This window comes from Bacillus sp. IBL03825 (assembly GCF_024712505.1).
GTDB classification, from domain to species: Bacteria; Bacillota; Bacilli; order Bacillales; family Bacillaceae_G; genus Bacillus_A; species Bacillus_A wiedmannii.
In genome coordinates this window covers 88,518-115,458 of record NZ_JAMXKE010000003.1, presented here as the reverse complement: position 1 = coordinate 115,458, position 26,941 = coordinate 88,518, and the positions used below count along the sequence as shown (strand labels likewise).

29 protein-coding genes and 4 pseudogenes are annotated in these 26,941 nt (G+C 33.1%); 6 read left to right on the top strand and 27 right to left on the bottom strand.

Annotated elements, in window-relative coordinates:
- Window positions 1–3: 3 nt before the first annotated feature.
- Window positions 4–672, top strand: coding sequence for a hypothetical protein (locus NHG49_RS31570; RefSeq protein ID WP_308665792.1), 669 nt, complete (start codon window positions 4–6; stop codon window positions 670–672).
- A 128-nt stretch (window positions 673–800) separates the two neighbouring features.
- Here NHG49_RS31570 and NHG49_RS30070 read toward each other — a convergent pair whose 3' ends face one another.
- From NHG49_RS30070 to NHG49_RS30060, 4 genes are all read right to left on the bottom strand, one after another.
- Window positions 801–2,525 (bottom strand): helix-turn-helix domain-containing protein, encoded by a 1,725-nt coding sequence (locus NHG49_RS30070; RefSeq protein ID WP_258127099.1) that lies wholly within the window; start codon window positions 2,523–2,525, stop codon window positions 801–803.
- A gap of 34 nt (window positions 2,526–2,559) precedes the next feature.
- Entirely contained in the window at window positions 2,560–3,585 is a 1,026-nt protein-coding gene (locus NHG49_RS30065) for a hypothetical protein (protein WP_308665790.1), read from the bottom strand.
- A gap of 48 nt (window positions 3,586–3,633) precedes the next feature.
- Window positions 3,634–4,020: a hypothetical protein gene (locus NHG49_RS31565; RefSeq protein WP_308665788.1), complete on the bottom strand. Its 387-nt coding sequence runs from the start codon at window positions 4,018–4,020 to the stop codon at window positions 3,634–3,636.
- A gap of 461 nt (window positions 4,021–4,481) precedes the next feature.
- The gene (locus NHG49_RS30060) at window positions 4,482–5,264 is read right to left on the bottom strand and encodes a hypothetical protein (protein WP_258127098.1); all 783 of its coding nucleotides are present in this window, start codon (window positions 5,262–5,264) and stop codon (window positions 4,482–4,484) included.
- 913 nt (window positions 5,265–6,177) lie between these two features.
- Here NHG49_RS30060 and NHG49_RS30055 point away from each other — a divergent pair.
- The 5 genes and pseudogenes from NHG49_RS30055 (at window position 6,178) to NHG49_RS30035 (ending at window position 12,751) form a co-directional block, all read left to right on the top strand.
- Window positions 6,178–7,841: pseudogene (locus NHG49_RS30055) on the top strand (hypothetical protein).
- A 1,225-nt stretch (window positions 7,842–9,066) separates the two neighbouring features.
- On the top strand, window positions 9,067–10,017 hold the full coding sequence (locus NHG49_RS30050) for a tyrosine-type recombinase/integrase (protein WP_258127097.1): 951 nt from the start codon (window positions 9,067–9,069) through the stop codon (window positions 10,015–10,017).
- Between the two features lie 385 nt (window positions 10,018–10,402).
- A complete protein-coding gene (locus NHG49_RS30045; protein WP_258127096.1) occupies window positions 10,403–11,380 on the top strand; it encodes a S8 family peptidase in 978 nt (325 codons plus the stop codon).
- Between the two features lie 16 nt (window positions 11,381–11,396).
- Window positions 11,397–12,131 (top strand): SAR2788 family putative toxin, encoded by a 735-nt coding sequence (locus tag NHG49_RS30040; RefSeq protein ID WP_258127095.1) that lies wholly within the window; start codon window positions 11,397–11,399, stop codon window positions 12,129–12,131.
- Between the two features lie 26 nt (window positions 12,132–12,157).
- Window positions 12,158–12,751: a hypothetical protein gene (locus NHG49_RS30035; protein ID WP_258127094.1), complete on the top strand. Its 594-nt coding sequence runs from the start codon at window positions 12,158–12,160 to the stop codon at window positions 12,749–12,751.
- 262 nt (window positions 12,752–13,013) lie between these two features.
- Here NHG49_RS30035 and NHG49_RS30030 read toward each other — a convergent pair whose 3' ends face one another.
- From NHG49_RS30030 to NHG49_RS29925, 23 genes and pseudogenes are all read right to left on the bottom strand, one after another.
- A complete protein-coding gene (locus NHG49_RS30030) occupies window positions 13,014–13,427 on the bottom strand; it encodes a HEPN domain-containing protein (protein ID WP_258127093.1) in 414 nt (137 codons plus the stop codon).
- Window positions 13,414–13,800, bottom strand: coding sequence for a nucleotidyltransferase domain-containing protein (locus tag NHG49_RS30025; protein ID WP_016102723.1), 387 nt, complete (start codon window positions 13,798–13,800; stop codon window positions 13,414–13,416). Before NHG49_RS30025 ends, NHG49_RS30030 begins: the two co-directional genes overlap by 14 nt.
- Window positions 13,801–13,821: 21 nt before the next feature.
- Window positions 13,822–14,199 (bottom strand): hypothetical protein, encoded by a 378-nt coding sequence (locus NHG49_RS30020; RefSeq protein WP_258127092.1) that lies wholly within the window; start codon window positions 14,197–14,199, stop codon window positions 13,822–13,824.
- 18 nt (window positions 14,200–14,217) lie between these two features.
- Complete coding sequence (locus tag NHG49_RS30015) at window positions 14,218–15,066, bottom strand: ThiF family adenylyltransferase (protein WP_215591489.1); 849 nt, start codon at window positions 15,064–15,066, stop codon at window positions 14,218–14,220.
- Between the two features lie 12 nt (window positions 15,067–15,078).
- Window positions 15,079–15,480, bottom strand: a complete 402-nt coding sequence (locus tag NHG49_RS30010) for a hypothetical protein (RefSeq protein WP_258127090.1) — start codon at window positions 15,478–15,480, stop codon at window positions 15,079–15,081.
- Between the two features lie 51 nt (window positions 15,481–15,531).
- Window positions 15,532–16,497 (bottom strand): Mov34/MPN/PAD-1 family protein, encoded by a 966-nt coding sequence (locus tag NHG49_RS30005; RefSeq protein ID WP_258127089.1) that lies wholly within the window; start codon window positions 16,495–16,497, stop codon window positions 15,532–15,534.
- A gap of 65 nt (window positions 16,498–16,562) precedes the next feature.
- The gene (locus tag NHG49_RS30000) at window positions 16,563–16,733 is read right to left on the bottom strand and encodes a hypothetical protein (RefSeq protein WP_016102718.1); all 171 of its coding nucleotides are present in this window, start codon (window positions 16,731–16,733) and stop codon (window positions 16,563–16,565) included.
- A 116-nt stretch (window positions 16,734–16,849) separates the two neighbouring features.
- A complete protein-coding gene (locus NHG49_RS29995; RefSeq protein ID WP_258127088.1) occupies window positions 16,850–17,494 on the bottom strand; it encodes a prokaryotic E2 ligase family D protein in 645 nt (214 codons plus the stop codon).
- Window positions 17,472–18,296, bottom strand: a complete 825-nt coding sequence (locus tag NHG49_RS29990; protein ID WP_258127087.1) for a hypothetical protein — start codon at window positions 18,294–18,296, stop codon at window positions 17,472–17,474. Before NHG49_RS29990 ends, NHG49_RS29995 begins: the two co-directional genes overlap by 23 nt.
- Window positions 18,297–18,325: 29 nt before the next feature.
- Window positions 18,326–19,138: a hypothetical protein gene (locus NHG49_RS29985; protein WP_258127086.1), complete on the bottom strand. Its 813-nt coding sequence runs from the start codon at window positions 19,136–19,138 to the stop codon at window positions 18,326–18,328.
- A pseudogene (locus tag NHG49_RS29980) lies at window positions 19,135–19,692 on the bottom strand (hypothetical protein). The gene NHG49_RS29985 and the pseudogene NHG49_RS29980 overlap by 4 nt, the downstream one beginning before the upstream one ends.
- Window positions 19,676–20,005, bottom strand: coding sequence for a hypothetical protein (locus NHG49_RS29975; RefSeq protein ID WP_258127085.1), 330 nt, complete (start codon window positions 20,003–20,005; stop codon window positions 19,676–19,678). The pseudogene NHG49_RS29980 and the gene NHG49_RS29975 overlap by 17 nt, the downstream one beginning before the upstream one ends.
- Window positions 20,006–20,017: 12 nt before the next feature.
- Window positions 20,018–21,130, bottom strand: coding sequence for a DNA polymerase III subunit beta (dnaN, locus tag NHG49_RS29970; RefSeq protein WP_258127084.1), 1,113 nt, complete (start codon window positions 21,128–21,130; stop codon window positions 20,018–20,020).
- Between the two features lie 81 nt (window positions 21,131–21,211).
- Window positions 21,212–22,060: a Rad52/Rad22 family DNA repair protein gene (locus NHG49_RS29965; protein WP_258127083.1), complete on the bottom strand. Its 849-nt coding sequence runs from the start codon at window positions 22,058–22,060 to the stop codon at window positions 21,212–21,214.
- A 22-nt stretch (window positions 22,061–22,082) separates the two neighbouring features.
- Window positions 22,083–22,478 (bottom strand): hypothetical protein, encoded by a 396-nt coding sequence (locus tag NHG49_RS29960; protein ID WP_258127082.1) that lies wholly within the window; start codon window positions 22,476–22,478, stop codon window positions 22,083–22,085.
- 329 nt (window positions 22,479–22,807) lie between these two features.
- Window positions 22,808–23,059 carry a hypothetical protein gene (locus NHG49_RS29955; protein ID WP_258127081.1) on the bottom strand — a complete coding sequence of 84 codons (252 nt, stop codon included), beginning with the start codon at window positions 23,057–23,059 and terminating at the stop codon, window positions 22,808–22,810.
- 66 nt (window positions 23,060–23,125) lie between these two features.
- On the bottom strand, window positions 23,126–23,410 hold the full coding sequence (locus NHG49_RS29950) for a hypothetical protein (protein ID WP_258127080.1): 285 nt from the start codon (window positions 23,408–23,410) through the stop codon (window positions 23,126–23,128).
- Between the two features lie 158 nt (window positions 23,411–23,568).
- Complete coding sequence (locus NHG49_RS29945; RefSeq protein WP_374987937.1) at window positions 23,569–24,726, bottom strand: RNA-guided endonuclease InsQ/TnpB family protein; 1,158 nt, start codon at window positions 24,724–24,726, stop codon at window positions 23,569–23,571.
- Window positions 24,723–24,827 (bottom strand): annotated as a pseudogene (locus NHG49_RS31780) (IS607 family transposase); the annotation flags it as partial. The gene NHG49_RS29945 and the pseudogene NHG49_RS31780, both read right to left, overlap by 4 nt.
- A 14-nt stretch (window positions 24,828–24,841) precedes the next feature.
- Window positions 24,842–25,258 (bottom strand): annotated as a pseudogene (locus NHG49_RS29940) (IS607 family transposase); the annotation flags it as partial.
- Between the two features lie 314 nt (window positions 25,259–25,572).
- Window positions 25,573–25,797: a hypothetical protein gene (locus tag NHG49_RS29935; RefSeq protein ID WP_258127078.1), complete on the bottom strand. Its 225-nt coding sequence runs from the start codon at window positions 25,795–25,797 to the stop codon at window positions 25,573–25,575.
- Window positions 25,798–25,820: 23 nt separating this feature from the next.
- Window positions 25,821–26,087, bottom strand: coding sequence for a hypothetical protein (locus NHG49_RS29930; RefSeq protein ID WP_258127077.1), 267 nt, complete (start codon window positions 26,085–26,087; stop codon window positions 25,821–25,823).
- 439 nt (window positions 26,088–26,526) lie between these two features.
- Window positions 26,527–26,814, bottom strand: coding sequence for a hypothetical protein (locus tag NHG49_RS29925; protein WP_258127076.1), 288 nt, complete (start codon window positions 26,812–26,814; stop codon window positions 26,527–26,529).
- Window positions 26,815–26,941: the final 127 nt, after the last annotated feature.

Genomic DNA, 26,941 nt, shown 5'->3' with positions numbered 1-26,941 from the left:
ATAGTGCCAAATATTATAGGAAACGGTCTCCTGGGTAAAGACGGTGAGAACGGATTCGACTTTGATACCCCATTACAACAAGGGATTAAAGGAAATGATGCCAATTGTAATTGGCTTGATGATGATTGCGCGCAAAGTGGAGGACCTGGCGGGAACGGTGCACAAGGCGGTACGGGAGGGCCTGGTGGTCATGGTGGTCATGGTAGTACGATTGATATTGAAGTAAATTCATTTTCTGCCTTTGTAGCTGTGTCAGCCATAGGTGGATCTGGCGGGAAAGGCGGAAATGGCGGAAATGGCAATGGTTGCGAATTAGGAGCGATTGGCGGAAATGGCGGAGATGCAGGTATTGGAGGTAAAGGTGGGAATGGTGGAGATGGAGGTACAATCGTTGTTCGAACTAGAAACATTGCAGATGGTAATCAAGCAGTTCTAGATTCATCCGGAGGGGCAGCTGGTGGAGGAGGAACACCAGGCGACCCTGGTCAAGCAGGCCCACCTGGTGATCCCGGCACAACAACTGATTATTTCGTCACTAGTAGCGATTGTCCTCGTATGGGATTCCAGCCCATTTTTGGAAGAGCTGGTTTAAATCCAGATCCCGAGAAATCAAGTTTAGGTAATGGAGCGGTTGGGGCGAAAGGAAAGGATCAATTTCTTCAAATCCCATAAAATTTGACTTAACAGGTATGGTTTTTTTACTTCAAAATACACTATGGTAAAAAAATGCATACTAAAAGGACTTAATTATTACTTTAATTAAGTCCTTTTATACCAGTTAATTTATTTTTAACTATTGTTTACAGCAAATTAACTACCTCTTGACGCTCAATCCACTTATCTAATTTATTACGTGTTTCTTCGCTTAACCTTTTCCTTTTACCTGTTAACAATTTCGAAAGATTAGATGGTGATATCTCTATTTCTTTTGCAATATCTCTTAAACTACATTTATTTTCTTCTTTATATTGGAGGATCTTCTGCTGATACCAATTAATATCCTTATTTACCTGCTGATGTTCTAATTGAGCCGGTTGAATTTCTTCAGTCTCCATATCCTGTACTTCTATTACTGGTTCTTTTACCAATGTTCCCATTAATTTGTTCTTAGGAGCTATTTTCTTCTTTTGTAAAAGCTCTTGCTGTAACGATACTAACTCATCAGTAGGTGTAACCGTTACTTTAAGGTTTAACCAATAATTCTCAAGCCAGTTACGCCCAGAACATTTCCCCTCATCAATCGGTGTTTGGTATTGCCATTCCTTTATTACTTCATCACGCATTAGATCATCAAGCGTTTTTTCGAATACATTCCTTATTCTAGCAGGATTTTGCCCCATGCTTACACCCATAACACTTAAAAGACCTTTAGGGCCCCCAATTGAATAAGGATGTACTAAATGCTGATAAGCTTGCTGAATTCGCCATCTCCAACTTAAATACCTGGTCAACCTTTTGTGATACCGCTGTTGTTTACTGTTGTATTCAAGGGCCTTTTTCGATAACAAACCAGTCAATTTTTCTGATCCGTATAAATACTTAGATAAAAATGTTCCAGGTGCAACATTCATACTTTCAATACCTAACATTTCATCGGTATCAATATCCTTAGCAAATACTATTTCATCCATTACGAATAGTCTTCGTACTCGTTGCTTTTTATAAGCAAGCGACTCATTTGGATTCTCATCATCATTTAATATTACGATTTCATTATCTTCGTTTACATATATAAAAATACTTGCCAGTGCAGCTAAACGCTCCATAATCTTTAAACGGTCCTCTTTTCGGTAATAGGCCTTACCATTTCTCACCTGCTTCATGCTACACATTTCTAATATCTCTTCATAACCTATATGCACTGGGCTACTTTCTGTATTTGCAGACTTCACCCATATTTCTGTTACAATATCCAAGCAATCTGCAGTTAAATCATCCATCACTCGATCAACAAAAGTAGAATCAACCAATGTATTCCACCTATTTAACTCCCCTGCACCTCTTAATTTCATATCTCCATCATTAAAACGTGACGATACCACTACCAGACTATTGCTTTTATCTGGTAGCTCAGCAATATGTGCATTTAATTCCTTATCTTCTGTAAAATTATTTTTTGAAATTGTGTCCGTTAAATGATACATAAAACCAGCGCTACTATGTTCAATAAAGCTCTGTTGCTCTTCTGTATGTTTTTTTTCTTGTTTATGTTTTACTAATGAAATTTCAAATTCTTCTTCTATATCATTAGCAAGCAATTCAAACACTTCAGGTCGGTACCCTTCTATCTGCGCAACAATTTCCATAATACCAACACCTTGGGATTCCTTATACGATATCCAATTTGCTAGTTTTTTAAAGGAAGCAGATGTATACACTGGATCATCTATATAAGTTACGTCACTATTAATTAATGTACAAAGTCCTTTCCATTTGTGGAAAATACGTTCGTTGTTATTAAAATTTTGAAAAAGTGGGTATGCCACTAATAAAGTATTTTGAAACAATTGTTTTAATTGATCCATATGTCCCTCCAATACCTATAATATAATGGTAAATTTATTCTTTATAATTAGCGTTCTTTGGTAATTCTTTTAATAAACGCGTGCATTCCTCTTTTAATTCTGTTGATTTTTTTAAATAAATAAGAATATCTCTTATGTCATCTATTTGTCCCTGTGATAAATATGCTGGATACATAACGTTTAGTTCTATGTATTTTATAAAGTCCGCACTATGAGCATTTTTAACTATTTTTTGTATTCCATCATTTGTATTATAAAAAGTCGGAAGCCGCTCTTTTCTATATTCATTTATAAATTCAATTACTTTGTATTCAGCAGACCATTCATCATTTAGAGTATATTCCCGTTCAACTTCCTTTACTAGTTTTCTCATCCTATTAACAGGTGTGGCACTAGAACTATTCACAAACTCACATAAATACAATAAATCTAAAATTAACATATTTGCTGTATCTTTATAATTCACATCATCATGTAGCCTTCCGTGTGCAGCTGTATTTCTCAATTCAATAAAATCATACATAAAGTATTCGTGACATTTAAAATTTTTATCTATTGCTACAAACTCTTCTAATTTTTTATCAAAAGGAACACGTTCTATTTTTGAGGGAGAAATTCCTAACTCTATACAATAATCATATATTATTCCTTCAATTTGAAGAGGTATAATTTGACAAAATAATTCCATTCTTTCTTCTCTATATATCTCTATAGCTTTCTTAATCATTACCCTCTTATTAAGAACATGATTTTCCTCTATAATTGATAAAATATCATTACAAAAATTATTTGAATTTATATATTTGTCCACGAGTTCATGAAATTTTTTTTTATCATGTATGTAATGAAATTTTAATACCATGTGATCCCTAATTGTCATGTGATTAAATTTATAGTCCAATCCAGCAAATACCGTTATTTCATATTCTTTCTCATTACCTCTAAAAGGATATGGAAGATGGGTTATATCATATAAGATATTTGAAAATAAAATATCTTTATATTGTTTCGTTTTACTCTTTATTTTCTTATATACGTATGATTTTATGTTTTCAGCCATATAATCACAAACTTCATTTTTTGCCTTATTAAGCTTTTCAACTAAGTATTAATATTTTATCTTTTCATATCTATCAATATCTTTAACTTGCTGCTTTCTTTCATATTCTTGTATCATTAAATTAATTTTCTTTAAGTCTTTCATTACCTGTAAGACTTCATTATTGAAAACCTGATACGGTTCCAGGTCAGCTTCGATCCCCATTATACCTTCTGCCACAAATTTAAATAATTCCTCTTTTTCCTTTGGTAATTCCTCTAATTTATAATCATATTTCTCACAAATCTCCTTAGAAACTTCCTCTGTACTTAATTGAAATACATTTATTTCAAGAACATCCTTTAAAAAGTGACGTGCAAGTACACTTTTATTAATATTAAAAAACAATCCTTCCTCTATTAATTTGTGTATAGCTTGTTCTTTCCTTTGTTCCATTAGTAATTCCCCCTAAACAACTACACTATATATTTTTATCTAATCTTATCTTTTTGCATTTTTACCAATATATCTAATCTTATCTTACTGACATTTTTGATTCAATTTTGTTTCTTCATTTGTTTAAAGAACTCACTATATCAAAAAAGAAAATTGTACTTTTAGACAAACTTTGAAGTGTTGGGTATACGCTAAGCCCATTTTTCCAATTAAAAAGGGTCTATTCAGTGCTGGAAATTAAAGATAGGTATTATAAAAACAAGTTCTAAAGATATGTTGTGTTTTCTTGAATCATATCCCCTACGCATTATATAAGGATATTTTTGTAAAGATATGATACTCATTTTAATTAGGAATATAAAACCGGTTCCTTAATATACAGGGAACCGGTTGATTTGTTTCTATACGTATTTTTATATAGTGATCCCTAGATAGTGATAAAAAAGTTATAATTTATACTATCAATTATCTCTAATTTTTTCCCATTCTTCAATTACAGCATAGGCTGGATTATATATTGCCAACTCAAACTCTTGTACTACTCGATTTCTCGTCGAATCAGCATCCTGGTTACATCTTGTTCTAGCATCAGGTTTATGTTGCCTTTTTGTGCAATGTTCAGCCCCATCGAATATATAACAACACTTCCACTTTGAATCTTGACCTTGCTCACAGTGGTCATTACAGTCTGAAACGCGGCTTTTAGTATACTCATAAGCCTCATCCAAAAAATCTATAGCAAATGGAATATATCGTTCAGCAGCTTCCTTCATAGCCTGATTATTTTCACCATACTGTATCAGCAATGCTGATATTATATTTTGAGCAGCAGCCATCCATGCAATAACAGCACTTGGGCCTGCATTTCTTAAAACATAAAGTGCTTCAACATTTCTTGTGAGAATGCTTTCTAACCAGTAGGGCTCTTTTGTACTTTCGTATAACGTAAATTTTTCTACTGAAGATGAAACTACCCCTTCCCATTCTAATCTTACACTTTCTTCTACGTAATAACGCATTAAATTCTCTATTTCATTTAAAGTTGCATGGCTTACATCAACAGGATCCGTTTCTACATATTTTTCTAAAACTTCTTTTGCTGCATACTCAGCAACAGCTACGGCTATAGTTACTAGCCAATCTGGGAATTTCAAAAAGTTCATTATAGCAATTCGATTATTATTGTTGTTTTTCACTGCTACAATAGGTTTTTCATTAAATGAATCATTTAGTTCATTCTTCATCAAAATGGCCCCCGTTTTATATATTATGGATACAATCAACGATTAGATTTCTCAAATTTGATAAATGTATACATTAACAATCAATTATCAATATGGCAGTTACGCCCAATTCAATTTCCAATATTGTCTCTTTAAAATTTCTTTCATATAAAACTGTATTAAAAAAATGATAATTCATTGGTATTTACAATTTTAATTGCAATATAAAAATACGTGATTATAAATATAAATTTATATTTAGGAATCCCTCAAATTCATAATCATCTACATTTATCTTTCTAATTTGTATCCAAATTTTGTCCAGAAGTACAATTTTCTCAAAATAATATGTTGACCCCTTAAAGGAAACACTTTTCCCAAGTTGCGCGTATAACGAAAAAAGAGGAAACACCTGCAACAAAATACACTACTTTTGGGAAACAAATTTCTTCTTAAAACACAAAACAGGAAACACTTTTCCCAAGTCATGCGCGTAATTTTTTTATAATCATTCCGAAAATCCTTTTATATCAACGGTTCTATCGTATCTTTATTTTTTAAACACATAAATAAACTCTACTTTTTTCCCAAGTCGTGCGCGTAAAAAAACGAAAAACAGGAAACATTTTTCTCAAGTCGCGCGCGTAACTAAAGAACAATGAATAAGAAATGCGATTATATCAAGGTTTATTGTGATTACCCTGTTTCCTCTAGCATTGAAACAGGAAACACATTTTCACAAAAGTTGCACATGAAATTTTTTATAACTTTTTTTTGAAGCCTTGTAGCTCAAGGGATTAGCATGTGTTTCCTCTTTTAAAAAACTCTCTTAAAGGGCACATTTTTACAAAATTCGTTTTGATATAATCAAAATTGGAATATTTTATAGTCTTTTGGCATATATTTCTGAATTTGTAGAACGGAGGTGAAAAAGATGGGAAAGTCATTTGTAATACGAAATCAACGTAGCTTAAATGGGGAAACAACAAATGCAGTTTTAGTAACACTAAAATCTTGGCAAAAGTTTGTGGAAACATTTGAAGAGAAATACTACAGCTATAAAGATACATATTTAGAAGATATTCTGCAGCACATGACGTACGAAGAACGTATTGCGGATGTAGAAGGATTTGTCGAAAAAGCCAAACCATCTTTTTCACGTCGCGCATTGTCTGCACTTGCAGAAAAAACGGGAAGAAAACATAAATTATATGGCATTACGAATGCTGATCTCGAAGTTTTCTTATATCTACATAAGAAATGCTTTACTAATGGTGTCATTCCAAATGTAACAATACATATGATGTGGGAAGATTACAAGCAATACAAAGAAGAATTTGCTTATATCCAACACTCTCAATTGAAAACGGAGTAGATGGCCGATATACAATCAAGCTGACTCATTTTATGAATGAGGAAACAGAAAAAGCAAATCCGTACGTATATATTAGTCCAGTTGTATTTACAAAGGCTTTCTTTAAGCTATCTGTAGCAGCTAAGAAGCTATTCTTAGATATCGCAATGCAACAACATACAGAAACAACTTTAAAGCGCTCTTTGGACAAGCAGGACGAAAGAGGAAACAAAACTCACTTTGGCGGGATGTATCGTTTCTTACATAAAAAATATCCGCACCAGATCCGTGCGGTTATCGAAGAATTAACTACTGCATTACCATGTACGGGTAATGCCCTATTCAAAATTTGTAAAATGCAAAAAGGTGTAAAGCATACCAAACGATATACAACATTATATCTCTCTATCCATTCGGACTTCTTATGTACGAAAGAATCTGGAGAAGAACAACACAGGGATCCATTTACACCAAAAGCTACCTATGCTCGTAAAGCAAAATTCATCGCATCAGTTCTACAAGAAATGAATATCGGTGAACTGTCTTCAGACATGAATAAATTCATTCATGTATTAAAGCATACTTGTCATCGTCAAATTCGCAGTGTAATTCGTGGGCTTCGTGACATGGTTGATCGAAAAGAAGGATATCCAACGAAAATTGTATATACATTGAAAAAACTATTACATCAAACATCTCAATATCAAATTCTTGATACAGCGGCGAAAGAAGGCATCTACCCTCTTATTGCGCAGCATATACCAAAAGAGAGAAATAGTGACCGTGAACAAGCTGTCTTTCATTTCGGTCTACATTATTCAATGTACTCTCTTGGCAACATTAAGAAGATGTTTAAAAATGTGCATGCACTACTGAAGCAGAAGTTTGCGGTACCAGTGACGGAAGAGTCTTATCACCGTAATTATCTAAAATACCAGGAAGAAACGTTATTTAGAAAATATGCATATGATCAGGGAGTGAATCTCCATGCATATATCGCTTTAGAAATTGAAATGCGTGAAAAATTAAAAGTTAGTGGCCATAAAGAACGCACGATTCCAAGTGATGTACGTGAATGGTTTATCGAGGCAATTGATAAGCTGCCACAAGAAAAACTTCGTGTTATTGAGCTACCAAAACAGTTTAATTTACTAGAGTTTATGCGTACATTCGAACGTTTAGTACGTGCTGGTGTAACAATAACAGCTCCAGATCAGGTGCTAACCGCAATTGACATAAAATAATAGCAACGAGCTCTCTATTTTTGAAAAAATCGAAAGTGGAGGGCTATTCGTGTTTGTTTCATTAACACCCCTTTTCTACTACTCTATTTATAAATACCAAATCAGAAGAACTTCATGTAAAAATGGGGTCTTTTTTTATACATTTCTATACAACTATTCTTCTACCTATAGAAGAATCTCCACACTACACATTGAATATTCTTCACGTGTAGTAAAACATCCGATTTTATATCTACAAGAAATCAGAAAGATATTTATAAAAATAGTGGATATGAGGACAAATATGATCAAATGTGAATAATATTTCCCCAATATCCTTGAAAATACTAGTGTCTTTGCATTTATCTAATAAAAATCATCAATAATAATGTGAGTTATGTGTAAATACTGAGTAATGTTAATAAATAGCTACATTATCTGAACAAATTGTGGATAAGTGGACGCAAAATACTGCTCCATTTACCAAAATAAAGGAAATAAGCCCTGTTTACATGGTTGAATAAATATAATGTGATTTGTATCATTTTCTTTCCGATTTCATGTAGAAACATATAATTTTCTTTCTGCTTTTTTGTAGAATTGAAAGTCTAATAATCATTGAATCTACGGATACATTTTCTAGCATTTATGATTTTTTATGTTCTAACATCAAATTCCCCCTTGTGGGAGTAGGTCTTTTCCCTATTTTTGATAACCTATAAAAGTTTTATCTTTATTTATTTTTAATATATAAGATATATATTAAAAATAGATTTTATTATTACTAGTATGATTGTTAATAAGATGTCAGACTTAATTGAAAATATTTGTTAATTCAGTTATAATAATGGTAATTAAACATATCATTACCCACATACAAAAGGACAAACCTACGTATCCCTACCAGGACGAGGTTTGTCCTTTTTTCATTTTATAATCAATTAATAATTGGAGGATAAAACATGATCGTACTAAAGAATACAACTAATATAGCAATGAATGAATATAACGAAATTAGATTTTTTAAAGGAGTTTTTTGGGGATTATTATTTGTATTCCCTTTTTGGAGTATTATGATAGCCTTATTTATTTGGCATTGTAAATAATAATCAACATATCAAAAATGCAAAGGGTTGTTTGTCCGTTTGCGTTTTTGATATGCCAGCAACCGTGCGTAGCAGAGGGCGGTTGCAGGTCTTTCACCTATTTTCTGTTATAATATACCCAAAGAAATTAGGTGATTATAATGAACGAGGCAATTAGCTTAGAAGAAACATTAGAAGCTTTTTCTGCTTATTTAACAGAGAAAGGTCGAAAAGACTCTACGATCCAACGTTATTCATACGATATTAAGGATTTTCATAGATGGTTAGAAGTAAATGAGATACTTTCACATATCAAATCATGGCATGAACTATCTGGAGAAGATTATCAAGCATATTTTTCGGAGTTAGAAAACAAACGTAAGTATTCCCTTAAAACAAGGCACCGAATATGGGTTGTCCTAAAGAAATTTCACATGTTCTTAGGGATAAATAGTCCAATAGATGACATCCAACTTTCTTTAATTCCAGATCAATCACTTAGTGATAATGATTTTATTACCGAAGCGGAAGAAGAGCTTTTAAAACAAACTATACTTTCGACAAAGGGGTTAACAAACAGACAAGCTAAATATCGACCTCTAATTATGGATAGAAACGCTTGTATAATAAATTTAGTAGTAAACTATGGTTTATCCTTGCAAGAGCTTGTATCGCTTAATATGAGCCATATACAGTTTGCTAGAAATAGTTTAATTGTTCCAGGAGAAGATGGAGTAACTAGATCTGTATTCTTAACTGATGAAGATACAAAGCAACTTTACAAATATTATACGACCATTCCAGAACCCGTAAGACCTCGACAACATACTGATAATCCCCTATTTGTTGCATTTGATTTTAACCGGGGTACTTATCGTTGGGTGTACGAAAATGACGAGCCAAAGGCCTTGTCTGAGGTTGCTATTCAAAAAATGATACGACTTGAAGTGAAACGAGCAGATTTAAATAGGCGTATTTCTGCACAGCAGATGAGAAACACATTTATTCTCCGTCTTATTAAGCAAGGACTAACTGAAAGTGAATTAATTGATAGAATTGGTTTTAAAACCAAAATATCATTGAAAAGATATTATCAATATTTAAATTTATAAGTTATATACAGAAGTTGGGTATAAAATATTTATGTCAATTAATCATGTTGAGGGATTTATTGGTGAAATTTCACCTTGATTCGTATCTTAATTGGCTCTATAGGATTTACTATTAAAGAAAAAACTCCCTCTCTTTAAATCATAATAGAGGGAGTTTAATTATTTCTTATACAGGTATATTAATTGTTCTATTTATAACAAAAAGATTTCGAGCCTTTTGTTCATTTACCTTACGACAAATAAACCTTCTTCATCATTAATATCATGTATAGTAAATCACATTAATTATATAAATTTCCATATGTAAATATTAACATAAAAAAGAAATAATTTGCAGTCTTATAAAACGTTTTCATAAATGATATCTTTATATCTGGATTATATGGTGTCTATTGCAATACTTACCTTGAAAACATGTAGAAAAGAGGTGAATAAGGTTAAAAAGATTTTAATTCTTATGCTAACAGTACTAGTTTTGTGTAGTTCACTTTTTTATTTTCTTTTTTATAGTGAGTCTACATTATCAAAAACAAAATCTAACATTCCCTACAAAAAAGAAGGACAATCTGTAACTTGGGGAAGAAAGGCTGTAATAGAAGATAGATTTACTCGTATTCAAAATACAATCAAGGTTGCTATTTTGGATAATGGTATAAATAAAGAACATGAAGATTTAAAAGGTAAAGTTGTAAAAGAATTCAATACTATTAATTTAAATAATCCTATTACTGATGAAACTGGCCATGGAACTGCTATTGCTGGAATCATAGCCGCTGAAAATAATAATTTAGGAATTTTAGGTGTAATTCCAAACGTTCAACTCTATGACGTCAAAGTCCTTGATAAGCAAGGTAAAGGCGATGTTGACCATCTTATTAAAGGTATACGTTGGTGTATAGAACAACGAGTGAATATATTAAACATTAGCTTTGGGTTACAATCTGAAAGTCCTGAATTAAAAAAAGCAATAGATGAAGCAGTAGATTCTGGAATTATTGTAGTAGCTGCTTCCGGTAATACATATGGATTGGGTGTAGACTATCCCGCTAAGTATGAAAATGTTATATCTATATCATCTGTAAATAAAGAATTTAAACGTGCCAGCTCATCTGCCAAAGGAAAAATAGATTTTGCAGCCCCTGGAGTTGATATATTGTCAACAAATCAAGATGGGGGGGATTCCATATATAGTGGAACATCGTTTGCAACTGCATTTGCAACTGGTGTTATATCTGTATTATTAGCTGAGGGTGACAATACGCTTAACTTGGACCAAATTAAAAAAATTTTAATTGAGCGTTCAATAGATCTAGGAAGTACGGGTTATGATAATGAATTTGGCTATGGTTTAATACAAAAATGACTAGGAGTGACTAAAGATGCAAAAATGGTTACTAAAAATAATGATATTGACTTTATTTATTACTTTAATTCCTAATTTAGGGATTATTGTTCATGAAGCTAATGCTGCAACACAAGAAACAGACCTAATTGATCAAAATGTAGAACAACAAGTTGATAGTAGCGTTTCAGAAGGGTTGAACGTTGAGGTTATTACAGATAATAGTGCAGAAATCATAGTAGAAAGTGCAGTACATGCTGAAGATTTTACCGCATCAACGGATGTTTCCTTAGATAAAGAAACAGGTGATATCCAGGTTAATGGAAACTTTATTGATGAAAATGGAGAAGAAATAAAAGTAAATTTTGATGTTGAAGTAATTGAATCAAATGAAGAAGTATTCATCGCCAACTTTAAAGATCAAAAAACTGGTAAAATATATGAGTACGATACAACAAAACTTCAAGCCTCTGTAATACCAGCCGTTCCAGTGGTATTAGCTTTAGTAGCCAGAGTAGGTATCCAAGCTGCTTTAAGACAGGTTTCTAAGCAACTAACAAAATCAAATAGCCCAGTGTGGAAAGGTCTATCACCACATAAAGGAAAAACCAAAGCTAGTGGTAAAGGTTCAAAAAAGAAATACTATGAATGGGATCATACTCATAATGACATTGAGGTTTATGATAGTAAAGGTAAGCATCTAGGAAGTATGGATCCCCTTACTGGTGACATGATTAAAGGTCCTGTTAAAGGTAGATCTATAAAAATATAATAGTTTGAACAGAGGTGTACTATTTCTTGAAAAAAATTAGAGGTTGGAAAAGAAGAGTAAGGAAACTGAATCAATGGAAAGTAGAGAATAGTCAATTTGATAATAAATTTTTAGAGGTTAACCATTTTGATTATGTAAAAACTTTTAATTATCTAGACACACATGATTTACCGATTTGGTATAAAAATAAAGTGATTTGTGCATTAGTTGAAGTTTTTCAAAGTTGGAAGTTGGCCGCCGAATCTAAGTTTAATCACTTTTATTTAAGATTACACATAAATGAAAATGATTTATTAGATTCTCAGTTAATTATAGCTTTAGAGGAACAAATAGTAGAGTATAAAAATAAATTCGTCGAATATCAAACTCAATTGGAAAAGCCGTTATTTTTAAATAATATCGCTCTCAACTGGCGGGCATATCATTTAGTTTCTATTTGGCTAGAAGATGAAATAAATACGCTATCTGCAACAGAACAAGAATTATTATTAAATAATTTACTAGAGGTCCGAAAGGTTACCTCCTACGATGATGAAACATCTAATGAATATTTAATTAAGGATAGTGTCATTTGGGTATCTGATTACGAGAATATTAAAGAGAATAAGTATAAAAAATAAATAACCTCTAGAACATGAGTTTAGTACTGTACTAAACTCATGTTTTTGATTCTAATTAAATTTATATTACACGTTTGAAACATTGCATTGCAACTTTATGACTTGGTGATTCCTCTTTAATTTCTTGATAAATATTCAGAGTTATATTGTTAGCCCCTTAATAGAATGAAATTTTATTTTGTTAAGGGGCATTCCTCCTCTTTTTTAAATAGAAAAAGAGAGTCCCTCTCTATAGGCACTCTCTTATGTATATCCTCTATTTTTAGTCGATTACGATTTCATGTATATTTAGCTTGTTTAATTTTTTATTATAAAAATTCATTACTTTTTGAGCATGTTGTATAGCCATTAATCCATCTTGAACAGTAAGTGCTTCAAAATACGGATAACGAATATCTGTAGCATAACCATTCAGCTGCACGCACTGATCTAATATCAATGAGAATTCCTCATCTAATTTCCGACACGATTTATGCAGCATTAAAAGGTTATGAGTTTTTGGGACTGTTCTACCGTTTAGTGCAAGAAATCCTTTTAGAAGTTTCTCCACACATTGTTGACTATGATAGCAAATAATTGCAGTAGGGAAAGGTTTCATGTGAGTTAAGTACCTAGCAGAATCTAAATCAGATTTTGCAATGAATAGCCACTCTTTTAGATCCTCAGTATTTTTCATATAAAACTTTCCCCTCTAGTGCAATTTTGTGCTCCATGGTTACATTGCGGTTAGCACGTTCTTGAAACTCTTCCGGTCCATACACTAAAATATCAACTGGTGTTTCCATTACATCGTAAATACCCCAATTAATACGGTTAATGACTTCCCTTTTTCTTGCTCCTACACCATCCACAACAATACAAAGATCAAAATCACTATCTTCATTTGGTGTGCCATAAGCATGAGAGCCAAAAAGGATAATTTTTTGGACAGAAGACACGGTTTCACAAATTTTTTGTACTAATAGGTTTAATTCCCTTTGTACTTCTTCGTTAATCCGAATCACCTCTTGGATAATTGAATTATATTGACGTTTGATTATATTATACATGCGTTTCTCTGCTCCCTGCTATTACATATTTATTTTTATTTTTATATCGCTCTCTTGTTTTCCAACGTTCTGTAATGCTTGATAACATTCGTATACCTGCTTGAAGTCTTGTAAGAATCCATCATCAGAGATACTATGAAATCCTTTGAAGTTCTTTCTACACCAATATAAGAAGTCGGATTCATCCTTAGCTAAAAAAGAGTCCGGGTTTAAATGAATCAAAGCCTCTGCTAAACAAGCCAGAAGCAAGGGGATCATTTCGGAATCATGCTTTGATAAATCAAGTACAGATACAACCGCATAATTCTTATATTGATAGTATTGAAGAACACCACTACACATGTTTGTCGGTGTTAACGTATGTTGTAATTGAGTGTTGTCTAGTTGATACAGCCTCATATTGTCCCTCCTATACCACTACTCCCCAATTGGTGCGGCCTTCATAAAAGCTTTTTGAGCTTGGAAAATGATGTAGTGATTCGATACAGTACCTTCATCAAAGAGCTCGTTTACGAATTGTGCAACAGTCATGGCAGCGAACTTATTTGTAATAACGCGCTGTGGTTCTGAAGCAGCTAATTCGGAACAACTTAATTGACTTGGAGCCGTTTCTTTCTTCATAAAAGCGTCTGGGAATAAGTCGCCAAGCGGAGAGAGAATAATTTCGCCATTCAGTTTAATCCCACATACTGCTTGACCGTTATAACCACTGCTTTTATAATCGGTTATTTGTTGAGGTGTCCAGTGTCTTTTATCTACTTCTCTCCAATTATCAGGAACTGTTACAGCTGTATTCCCTACATCGATGTAAATAAGATTATCCGATTGATGGAAGAATTGATGAAAGACCTCACGAGAAAACATATTATCTACTGCTCCAATCACAATTGGCAGATACAAATAGTCGTCTTTATGTTGTTTTTTTAATAAATCGTATTTATTACCAAACAACTGCTGCATTGTTTCTGTGTCTTCTATGTACTGTGACGTGTAGGAAGAGATAGGAACGTTATAGCCAGCTTTATATCGACGAGCAAGTACCTCCGCTTTGTATTTACCAACATCAGGTCGAATAAAGAGTTGATTTCCAAGGTTCTTGGTTTCAATTATGTCTGGATCTGCAACTACAATTTCTCCATCTAATTGGAAAATACTCATCATTTGAGCAATATGTTGTAAAATTAAGCCTCCGTTTCCTCCAGCACCTACTAATACAATATGCGGTACAATCTTCTTTCCTTCTGCAACATCAATAACAATACTCATTTTTATATCCCCCTAATTTTCTTTTAATTGTGTATTCTCTAAATTTCTTAGAAATGGAATTGATAAATTTGTAATCCTATGCACGGTATACAAGTCAAATGAATGCATCAATAGTATCGATGCAGCATGAACGACTCCTTTCTCTTGCACAATGGATACAGCATATTGAAGTGAATTCACCTGCTCAATAAGTGTATGTACATATACTTGATGCGCGTTTAAATCAATATAGGTATCATTCCCTTGTCCTTCTAGTGCTTCATATATGTGATTCATCTCTAACTTGCACATAAATTGAAATAGCTCATAGTCATGATGTGTTTCCTCTACTACTAGTTCACTCTTTGGAAGAAGTAACATGAAATGTTTTATCTTTGTAAACATTGATACGTGAATTGTTTTTAATGTTGTCATAATAAAGAAGGAGACATGATAATATGTCTCCTTTACGCCCCCCTTGTTTATTTATTTTAAAAGTGTAATCCCGCTTAAATCGTAATTTTGGCTTATCCCTTTCGTTGCATATTCTCCTGCAAATATAAAGTTAGGGTTAATAGAATGAAATTCCCCATCGATACAAGTGCGTACACGTAGTTCAGGGAAAACATCCTCTATTCTGCCGATTATTGCATAGAGAATAGGAGCCCGTTCACTTTGATCATCTAAATCACTTGGTTCAGCAGAGAAATGATGATGACTGTGTATCTCCATTACCTTCATAGCAATAGACTGCATCCCTATATTCGTTTCTGGGATTACAATTTCAGTCGCTACCTGCTGTGGTGGAAAATCCATAAAATAACCACGCTCTTTATTGAAATAGATATCAGCATGCAATTCGCAATCACATTTACGAGAAATGGACTGTGCAATAATAATAAAGTCCATTAATAGAGTCCTCGGAATAAAATCCCCAGGTAGAAAGTGATCACGCCAAGTACTTAGAAAAGAAAAAGGACAATCTGAAATGGATTGTCCCTCTACAGTACTTGCTCCTTTTGCGCCGACAGTTAAAATCGGAATTAGTGCATTTGTATCTTCGTGATGTTTAATGACTGTTAAGTCTTTAACGAACGAAGGATAACGTTGCTCTAATTTCACGCGAATGTCCTCTGCCTCTATTTTTCTTACATCTGTGGAATCTCCATTTTGAACAGCAATTCCATGTGTAATTTCTTCTTCTGTAAACCAATCTACTAACGGTATATCTCCAAATACTACGTGACGAACTACCGTTGTTGTATTGATTTTATCTAGACAATCTGTAGCTTTTGAAGCCTTAGGTTTCTTACCACTCTTTGTTTTATCTTTTGCTTTTTCCTTCTTCTCTTCCTTCTTAGCAGTGGCTTGCTCTGAAGCAGCTTTTTTCACTGGTACTGTTGTTTCCTCTACTTGTTTTTCCATATCAAAAAAATCGAATAAGTTTGTCATAATAAAAAATCCTCCTAGTATGTTTGCTTATATATAGTCCTGCTATTTTCAGAAATTGGATTTACCTAATTACTGTCTGCCAGTAACTTATTTTCCATTAAAGTTAATGGCCAAAGCGGTAAATCATTGACTCTTTTGCCATCTGAATTTTGTGTAATACCCTTCTCGTTTAAAAACTCAATAATTCGTTGTCTTTCTCTCTCAATTCTCAATCGTGTTTCATAATCTAAATACACCGTATTTCCTCCTTAGCATGTTGGTTCTGAGGTTTATAACCTAAAACCCAACAAAATTATTATTCTTAATAAATACTCCCCAAATTCTAATAACCAATCACTCCAAAGGGCGTGTATTAAAAAGTCATTTCCGATTCTATTAAAATAGAATCATCAAAACTTTGGTTTTCAAATCGTTTAAATAACTCTCCTACTGGTTCCGTATGAGTGTTTGTAAGGTCATGGTTGAATGAACTTGCAAAGAATAAAACATGAAATGTTTCTAAATCTTTTAAAGTCCGGAATTCAGGAATCATAACTCTACCCGTACATACAGATCCATTAGCATGAACATTAGAATAAGGAAATTGGTATAACTTCATTCCTTCTTCTAACTCCATGTCTTCTTTTACAGCAAAGACAGAGATATTCGTAACTCGTTTTTGATAAACCGTATAACGGAATAACAGACGCGGAAAGCCCACCTGTTGAAACGGTCGTTCAAAAAATTGAATATCCCACTGTGCCTTTGGTACTTCAATCCAAACAGCTTGCTTATCACCACTCTTAGATAACACCTCATGTTTTACACACCCTTTTGGGAGTACGCCACTAGAGTAATGAGTATTATCTTGTGTACCTTGCTCCATCACTTCTTTTAAAGCTAAATAAAAGTTTTTAAAAGTAACGGCAGTCTCACCACGCGATAATTCGTTGTTAAATTGCTGAATGGTTACAATTCCTTTTGGCTCTAAAGCATCAAATATTGCTACTGTCTTCATGTGTTGGTTCCCCCTGTGTATAAATTGTTTCCACTAAATCTAGTAACATCTCAAATTTATATGGTCCGTATAATGGTTCATCGCCATAATAGAGATAAAGTGATTCTTCATCAATTTGGTAAGAATACTTTACTGGATAACAATCTAGTATTTTAAAAATTTCTTCTTTATGTTTTGTTGATATGCCGTCTATTGTTTCAGCGATAGCACCCCATGTTCCCTCTGCTATTTCCTGTATTTCCTTTAATGGTATGTCGAATAGTGTAGAGAGCGTTTCATACTCTTCTTCCTCTTCAATAGGAAAAGCTTCTAAGCCCATTTCTTCGATCATGTCCGTCCCTAATTCCACAAATCCTTCTTCATGGTCTAATTCATAAATATTCTCTTGTTCTAAGTACACGGGAGAATACTGTGTTACATTAATCGAAAGCGAATGCATTCTTTTAAAGTAATGTAAGTAATGAAATTGACAAGGATAAAAGCAAGATAGATTTATGTGTAACAGGTTCATAGAAAGTAAGAAGATAACAATCGTATCTTTAGATTCTACGTCCTCCCAACTTAATGTTTGGTTTACATCTAAAAAGTCCACACAAGTTAGGATTTTACCAATTGCCTCATGAGATATTTTGTTGAAATCTATCTCTATATCTTTAGAAAGACTTTCTAATATATATATTTCCTCTTGGTATCTCTGTTTAATTTGTTCCAAATTTACGATGCTATAAGTTTTATTTAACTTAATCCATAGCAAATAGTACGGAACTGACATATGCGTTTCAAAACCAAATAATTTTCGCATTATAATATCACCTCTAAAGGTTTCTTAATCTATACATTCCTCTTACTAACCATCTGTATCTCTTCAAAGATACAAAGTAACATTTCAATTCGTTTGATTGCTGGAAAGTATGTATCATCATCATAGAAAAGGTAAAGTTTTTCCTCTTCAGCTTGGTAAAGCATACATATATCAAACTGATTTTGGATTGAACGAAAGAAACTTTGCTCCTTTATCTTTATATTGGAAAATATCTCGCCAATTGGACTCCATGCATTATCAACAATGTTGTTTAACTCATCCATGGATATATGAAATAAATTCGAATATTTGATTAGGTCATCTTTATCGTCGCTATCTACCTCTTCGTGATGTAATTTCATATCTTGAATTAAGTCATCACCCCAACTTTTAAATGAATCCTCACAATCGTATTCTTCGAAATTATCTTGTTCTAAATACGTTGGGAAATATGCAGATACGGGAATTCCTAGTCTATACATACGCATAAATATCTCCATAAGATACAGTTGCGATGTATAGAAGCAGGAAAGATCAGTATCTAAAGAGTTTTCCGCAATCATAATTATTTCAAGTAGAGTTTTCGAATCAATTAAATCATTTGAGAAATTCGAGTCTTCTTCTAAATAGGAGACAGCAGCCATTACATGATGAATGGATCGTACTGAAATCTTGCTGAAGTCTATTTCTCTTGAGTTCTCTAAACAATCTAATATATAGATTTCTTCTTGATGTTTCTTATCTGCAAGTAATTCATGCAGTAAGTGTTCATTTTTTTGTATTTTTAACGAAAGTAGATACTTTCTTACTTTCTGTTGATTGTATGTAAATAATAATTTCATACCTGGTTCCCCTTCGTCTTTTCTCGGATCATTGCCGCAAGACGGATTATAATTTCATAATAAGAAAGTACCCATTCATCAAATGAGTACTGTTCATAACCATCCTCTAGAAATTCAATCAAAATATGACTGGGATACGCTTCGCTTTAATAGGTGTTAAACGAAAATTCATGTAACACGAATTGAAAATCGGATTGTGTTATATGTTTCGATCCTATACATAGATAGTAACCAGCTGTGTCGAAGTAACATCCTTCCGCAGCCATAGAACTAATATCCGAAGCTAAATTCGAATACATGTCTTCTGAGCTATGTAACTTCCCATTTAAAAGCTCTTCTTCCGTTCCGAAGGCAAAGTGACAAAATATACGTGTTTGCTCGTTAAAACGCGCAAGAGAATCGAATAATAGTTCACTTGTTATATGCAACTTGTCCCTGTGAAAATCATTGATATTGATTAAGATTGGGATGTTATATTTGCGAATTAATTTTTGTATGCGTAGTATCCGAATGTATACTTTCATCTCATTTCCCTGATTAAATAAATATCTCATCTTCTAGCCCCTGCTTTTCTACATCTTCTAGTTGTTCAGTGAAAAGATGTAAATGTAGCATTTCCTTTAATACACAATCTGGGCCACTTATCCGAAATGAATTACCACTATAAAACGTGACATAATGTCGTAGCTGCTCAAATTGCTTTTCAAATTCATCTATATGTTCTAATAGTATGTTTTCTAAATCAGGCATTTCGTTCGTAATAAATCCATTTATAAGCGATTCAAAAGATTGACGAAGTTCTTGATTATTAGGAAGGACTTCTTTTGACTGTAATAAGTCAAAGAAGTCACTGTGATTCATACTCATTTTGCTTCCCCCTTACACACGAACCGGTAGAATTAACTGCAGATTAGAGTGAGTTGTATCCTCTGCTCCCACTACCACGATAGGTCTCTGATTACTAATCATTTTTATCGCGATTGTTTCAGAAGATATCGTTTGTAATGCTTGCAGCAGATATTCCACATTACAAGCAAATGTAAATGCCTCTACTTGATTACATGGAATTTCTACACTTGCAGTACCTACTTGAGAATTTTGTGGTTTAAGGTGAATGCTTTCCTTTCCTTCTGACGTAAGCACGATTAGTGAAGAAAAGGCAGAAAGCTGTTCCAACGTGTTTTTAAATTCTTCACGTGATAGTTGTATTTCACTTTTGAACTGGTCGGGTACCATACGTGCCGTATCAGGATATGTACCAGCTAGTAATCTAGACTGATAGATAATACTTTCGCCACGTATTAACAGCTGTGTATCACTAATGAGCTTTAAATGTAAATTTGTTTCACGATTAAAGAGCTTAAGAGCTGTTTTAAGAGACTTAATTGGTAACACGACTTCACCATCTTTTGCGATAGTGATCTTTGTACAATCAAAATGTAAACGGGCCAAACGGTGAGCATCAGTTGCTGTACTAAAGAACTTATCATCTACTGATTTTAAGTTCACACCGGTTAGGATCTTACGTGTATCCATTGCAGGAATAGCATGTAATGTTCCATTGGCCATTGATACAAATTGTTCTTGCGAAAGTGAAATCCAGTCTTCCCCTGCTTCAATTTTGATTTCAGGATATTCTTCATGATCCATGGTACAAAAGCTAAACTGTTTCTTCATACTTTCTACAATTTTCAGCTCGTTGTTTTTATGTTCTAAACCAATGAATTCACTCTTGAATTTCTTAATCGTTTTAAGGACCGGAGCAGCTGAAAAAAGCACTTTCCCCGGTTCAGTACAATCCCCACTGTTTACATTAAAGCGAGTTACTAATGTCACTGTTTCTGTACCGTCTGAACCCATTAGAATCATTCCCTGTTGGTTACAATCTAATAAAACACCTTGTAATGCTGGCATTGGGTTTTTAACGTCTACAGTAGCACTAGCTTTCTCTAATTTTTCAATAAATAAAGTACGGTTAATAGTAAATTTCATAATGTTTCCCTCCAAAAATGTAATAAAAAAAGAACAGACCTCATATCCTGTTCATTCGTTTCCCTGCTATAAAACAAAGCTTTACGCGCTTTGTTGTTTTTTTAACTGTTCTATAAGTTGATGAATGGATTCTGCATGATTATGAAGTAACCATTCTCTAAAAGACGTGATATCGCTAGGTATATAGGTAGATAACCAGCGATTAAGCTGTTCCTCATTCCCATGACTAATATCTATCGCCTCATGAACCAACCGTAAACGAGTTATAATGTCCTCTAATCCACCAGTCGTTGTATCCTCGAATGTTTTTGCTTGTGCATTATGATTATAATTATAAGCACGCAGAATATCCTTAGATGTGATTCCTAATGGTTTGGCTAGCTTTTGCATTTCTTGAATTAAAAATTCTAGGTTTGCTTGGCTGTTTGATTGTTCCTTCTGTGAACTTCCTTGTTTATTCTTTAGTTGTAGCATAGTAGGCGGTGTGAAATAATATCCTTTCTTTTGATAAGAAACATAGATACTATTTGGACCATTACTACGTGTAGTAAGTTCTACTTTACAAGGTTTTATATTGTAGATATATCTTCCTACACCCCAAAGTACAGCGGCTCTTTTTAAACTATTCGAAAAGCCGCCTTTTACAGAACTGTAGTCAGACTCTTCACTTCCATCCTCTTTTGATATCCAGCGTTCATTCAAAAACACTGAGATGGTACACTTCGTTGCGTTCTCACCCCATTTTTCATAAGACACTTGCCATTTATCGATACCAAAGACTTCATCAAATCGGTCCTGAATGGCGCGAGCGTCAACAAATGGAGCTACATACGCGAAAAAACGCCCTTGGCTTTCGAATGCATGTGTAATTTTCCATCCTAATTGTTCGAATGGAAATTCGGCTTGTAAACTTTCCATTATATTCGTCATAATAATCCTCCTATATTAATTGTTATTTCGAATCTGGGTGTATCCACTCTTTCTTTCGAAATTCATCAATCATTTCACATATAATTCCTCTGTTTTCATGAAGCAGCCAATCCTCATAGGAAGTAATATTCTTTCCGGATTGAATGGATAAGCGCTGATTCAACTCTTCTATACTTGCACGACTGATATTCCTTGCTGCATAAATGAGACTTAAGCTTACTTTCAAATCCCTTAAATCAGAAACAGTAATATCCTTAAATGTCGTAGCTTTCGTATTGAAGTTTTGATTGTGCGCTTGCAGCATTGATAAAGAACTGATCCATAAAGGATTAGCTAGTGCTTTAATTTCTTCAATAATGTCATGTAAATGAGCATCATTTTGTAATTTCCCTTGTGATTTTTCCATGACTAAATTCATGATGTTTCCCCCTAATTAATAAAATAATTGCCTAAAGTGCTGGCTATACAATAACTCCAAACTTGAAGACAACACAAAAAGGGCTTCTTCAAGTCGATTAATAATGTGCATAGCAAAATAAGCTATATATACACTAATCGGCTCAAAGAAGCCCTTTCAAAAATGAAACAAGACGCAACTTGCTTCTACAACTCAACCACAACACAAAAAGGTGTGGGAATAAACGGAATCAATTAAACAATAAATATATCTGTATATTATACTATCTTTATTTTGAATGCAAGTAAAAAAGAGTGAAACGACCGTAACACTCTTTCATCGATAGTATATCATATACTCCAAAATTCATTATAATACCATGCTCTATAAGAAATATGTTCTGATACATCCATTACCTTCATACGTCTTCTATGATTTTTAGGATGAACAGGTATACTATATATCTTCGCATCGTCTGGTTTTGTCATATCTTCCACTTCAATTTTTACAACTTTTAGATGGTACGGCATACGACCGTTGCTAAAAACATCCCCTACACAAATTGTCCAAAGACTCGTTTCAATTTCAGTTACAACATTCATTATATATGCTCCTCTGCAGATTAATAAAAAAGACATTGAACAAATTCGTCCAATGTCTTTTCCCTCTTATATATTCTTTAACTCAAAGTACAATTTTCCAGGTTTTCCATACATATTAATTTCATTTTGATATACGACAGCTAATTGCTGAGACATCTCAATGCTTTCCTTATAGGATAATGAAGCAGCTGCTGCTATTTTTTCTTTAATTTCATTAGGAATAACTGCGTAAGATAAGCTATCCATTTTACTTCCTAATTTAGTATCTGTAGCAGCTTCATAATAAATTTCGGTAATTAAGACCTCATTATCATCTGGATCATACATATATCCTCGGTTAACTGTAATCATATTGTAGTACTGCTACTAAAAATATAGACAAATATATATTCTTAGAGTATTCCTGCTTCTATGTGTCCTGTCTCGCTAATAACTTGCTACTACAGTTTGATATAACACTCCACAGGCGTAAATTCCGATGTAGCCCACCGTACATATATACAATCTATTTAAGTTAGCAGTGTATATTCTTTTGCTTGTAAAAGATTGATAGAAGCATTTAAATCTCTATCCATTACATTTCCACATTCACATTTATATACTCGGTTGGATAGTTTTAAATTTAATTTCTTTTGATTACAACATGAGCATATTTTTGACGATGGATAGAATCTGTCTACTTGACGTAATTCAATTCCATATTCCTTGCATTTAGCCAATAGCCATATTTTAAATGTATAAAAACACTGTTGTGCAATTGTTTTAGATAGATGTCTATTCTTCATCATACCTCTCACATTCAAGTCTTCTACTGTAATAAATGTTGGTTTGGTTTTTACCACATCATCTACAATAGACTTTACATACTCTAATCTGATATTTGCTAATCGAGTATGTAACTTTTGTACTCTAAGAATGCTTTTATCTATATTTGCTCTTTTGTTAGTAACAGATTTTCCACCTCTCTTTTTTAGATTTTCAAATTTACGTGATAAAGAGCGTTGCTCACGTTTCAATCTTCTTTCTATTGTTCTTACATTTAATGTTTTATTGATATTTCTATGAACTATACCGTCACTGCGAATAGCAAAATCCTTTACTCCTAAATCAATGCCTAAACCTGTTTTATTAAGTATTGATTTTGCTGTTAACTCCTCTACTTCACAAAGCACAGATACAAAATATCTTCCTGCTTGTTTAGATATAGTTCCGCTTTTTACAACCGAATCTTTTGGGATATATCCATACTCTTTTAATCTCATCCATCCAATCGTAGGGATTTTTACTCTATGTCTTTCAACTGCCCAATCTGTTTTATTGTTCTTAGGGAAATAACATTTTACATCTTCATTTTTCTTTTTCTTGTAGCGTGGAAACTTAGACAAACCATTAAAAAACTTCTTAAAAGCTTTATCTCCATTCATAATGGCTTGTTTTACAGATTTACTCGACACTTCTTTAATCCACTGGTCGCACTCTTTTGTATGGATGTTGTTTAGCCATTTAGAAAAGTCATAACCACTAAGAAATTTTCCCTCGGATTCATATATCTCTTTGTTTTTAGAGATATATAGATTGTAAACATACCTGCATACTCCAATAGTTTGATTTATCTTGGTTATTTGTTCATTTGTCGGTTTAATCTCTATTAGGTATGCTTTTTTCATAGCTCTTCATCCTCCGACATTTTCTTTTTGTATTTCCTCAATCCATATATTCTACAACTAAATACATGAATGATAGATATCAAATCTTGAACAAGTTCTTCATAAGATGGGCGTAACCAAAACGAACAAACCTATCTTTGTGTGTGATGATGATGGTTGAAACATGTCTCTCCATACAGTCATCAAGCAATTTATTCCACTTGTTTCTTTTGTAGTTTAATCCGCTACCAATATCTTTGATAACTTCATCTACTATCATCCCTCGTGCATTTGCAAATGTTTTTAAAAACTCAATCTGATTCTCTAAATCATCTTTTTGTCCTTGTTTTGATACTCTTGTGTAAATACCTGTTTTACCTACTTTATTTTCTTCTTGAATACCCATATATTCTCTATACTGTTCTTCGGTATAGTATCCTCTTCCCTTGGGGTTTCGGTAAGCAATTAAAACACCTTGATTGTCCCATCTTTGTAATGTCTTAACAGACACTTTAATCATCTCTGAAAACTCTTTTGGCTTATATTGTTTAATTTCTATATTTCACCAGATGTGTCTACATTTGTCCATGTTTTAACTTGCTGTTGTTTCCTCTTCTCAGATTTACGTTTTCTAATTCCTTGTGCTTTTAGTATTGCAACAAGTTCCTTACATATATATAAATCTCATATTTTACTTTAGTTGCATTCCATTCCATTCTTTCTCTACTGTACTATGTCCCTTTTATAAATTGTTCTTAAAAACTGAGAGTTCAAAAATTTTTAACAAAAGTAGGATATGATAAATTCCTGGGTTTGGTTATAATTTCTTTTCTCTTCTAATATACGACATTCTCTAGATTCGATGTTTTACAGTGTGATGACGTAGATCCATGAGCTTTTTTCAAACCTGAATGTATCAAGATCTTTATCTATACGGTAGAAAACATTCGGTTTATGCTCTGAAACTACTGCAAAATACATATACACTGTCCCTTTACCTAAATATTTAATTCCCTCAATTGATAAAGAGAACATATCCCTCATAAGTTGTTTGCAATATAAAATCTCTTTTAATTCTTTTTCAATATCCATAATATACACCTACTTTATTGAATTCATGGTAGTAAATTTGCAATAACGCATGGGAAATCTACAATTTTTTGGCGATGGTAAATTTCTTCTACGGTTTCATAGATTGCTATATATCCATAGTCTACCTTTACTCGATCACGCAAACCTAATCGTTGAACATTAACGTACTCGACTTCACCATAATCACTTTGCGCTTCCATTAAATAAAACCCTACTGCTTCATAAGAACTGTTGGCTGCAATAATTTTTATAGCAAGTTTTGGTCCATAACTAACCTCATAAAATTTCATTTGTACTTCCCCCTTCGATATAGAAAAAAGCACCTTAAAAATTGTGCTTTAATCACTCATATTATTTGTTTAGCCTAAATGGTCTAATACAAGTATTTCCTAACTTAAAGACAACACAAAAAGGGCTTCTTTAAGTCGATTAAAAATGTGTATAGCAAAATAAGCTATATCCAATAATCGGCTCAAAGAAGCCCTTTCATAAATGAAACAAGACGCAACTTGCTTCTACAACTCAACCACAACACAAAAAGGTGTGGGAATAAACGGAATCAATTAAACAATAAATATACGTTTATATTAATCTATTTTTATATGATATTCAATTGTTTTTAATTGAACGAATATAAGAAGGAATTTTCTATGCAGCTGTTATATGTATTGAATAATAGTGCCCCTGTTTCCCCTGCTATAAATCCCTTCTTATTTTCAGTTCTTGGTGTTACTTCATGTACTGCATTTCAAAATAAAGTTTTTCTGGCTTTTGATTTTGGTCTAAATAACAAAGTATTTCTTGAATGGTTTCTTCTTCTACTTCCATACTTTCCATGTAAGACATACTTGCGTTTTCTTGGACTTTTTTTAAAATGGAAGTAGGTAGTTTGTCTGCAGCAAACACTCCCATTTTACTTCCTAGCTTTTGTTCGGATGCAGCGTTGTAGAAAATTTCGTTAACAATTACCTCATTATCATCTGGATCGTACATGTACCCTCTTTGTATACGTAGCAATGTAGTGCTCCTTTCTTGTATATTCTCTTCTATAAATAGTGTATATTTGTATATAATATTTATAGGAGACTCATCAATTAATATTATTTCGTAAAATTCCTACTTTGTATAGGGGGGGCAATATTTA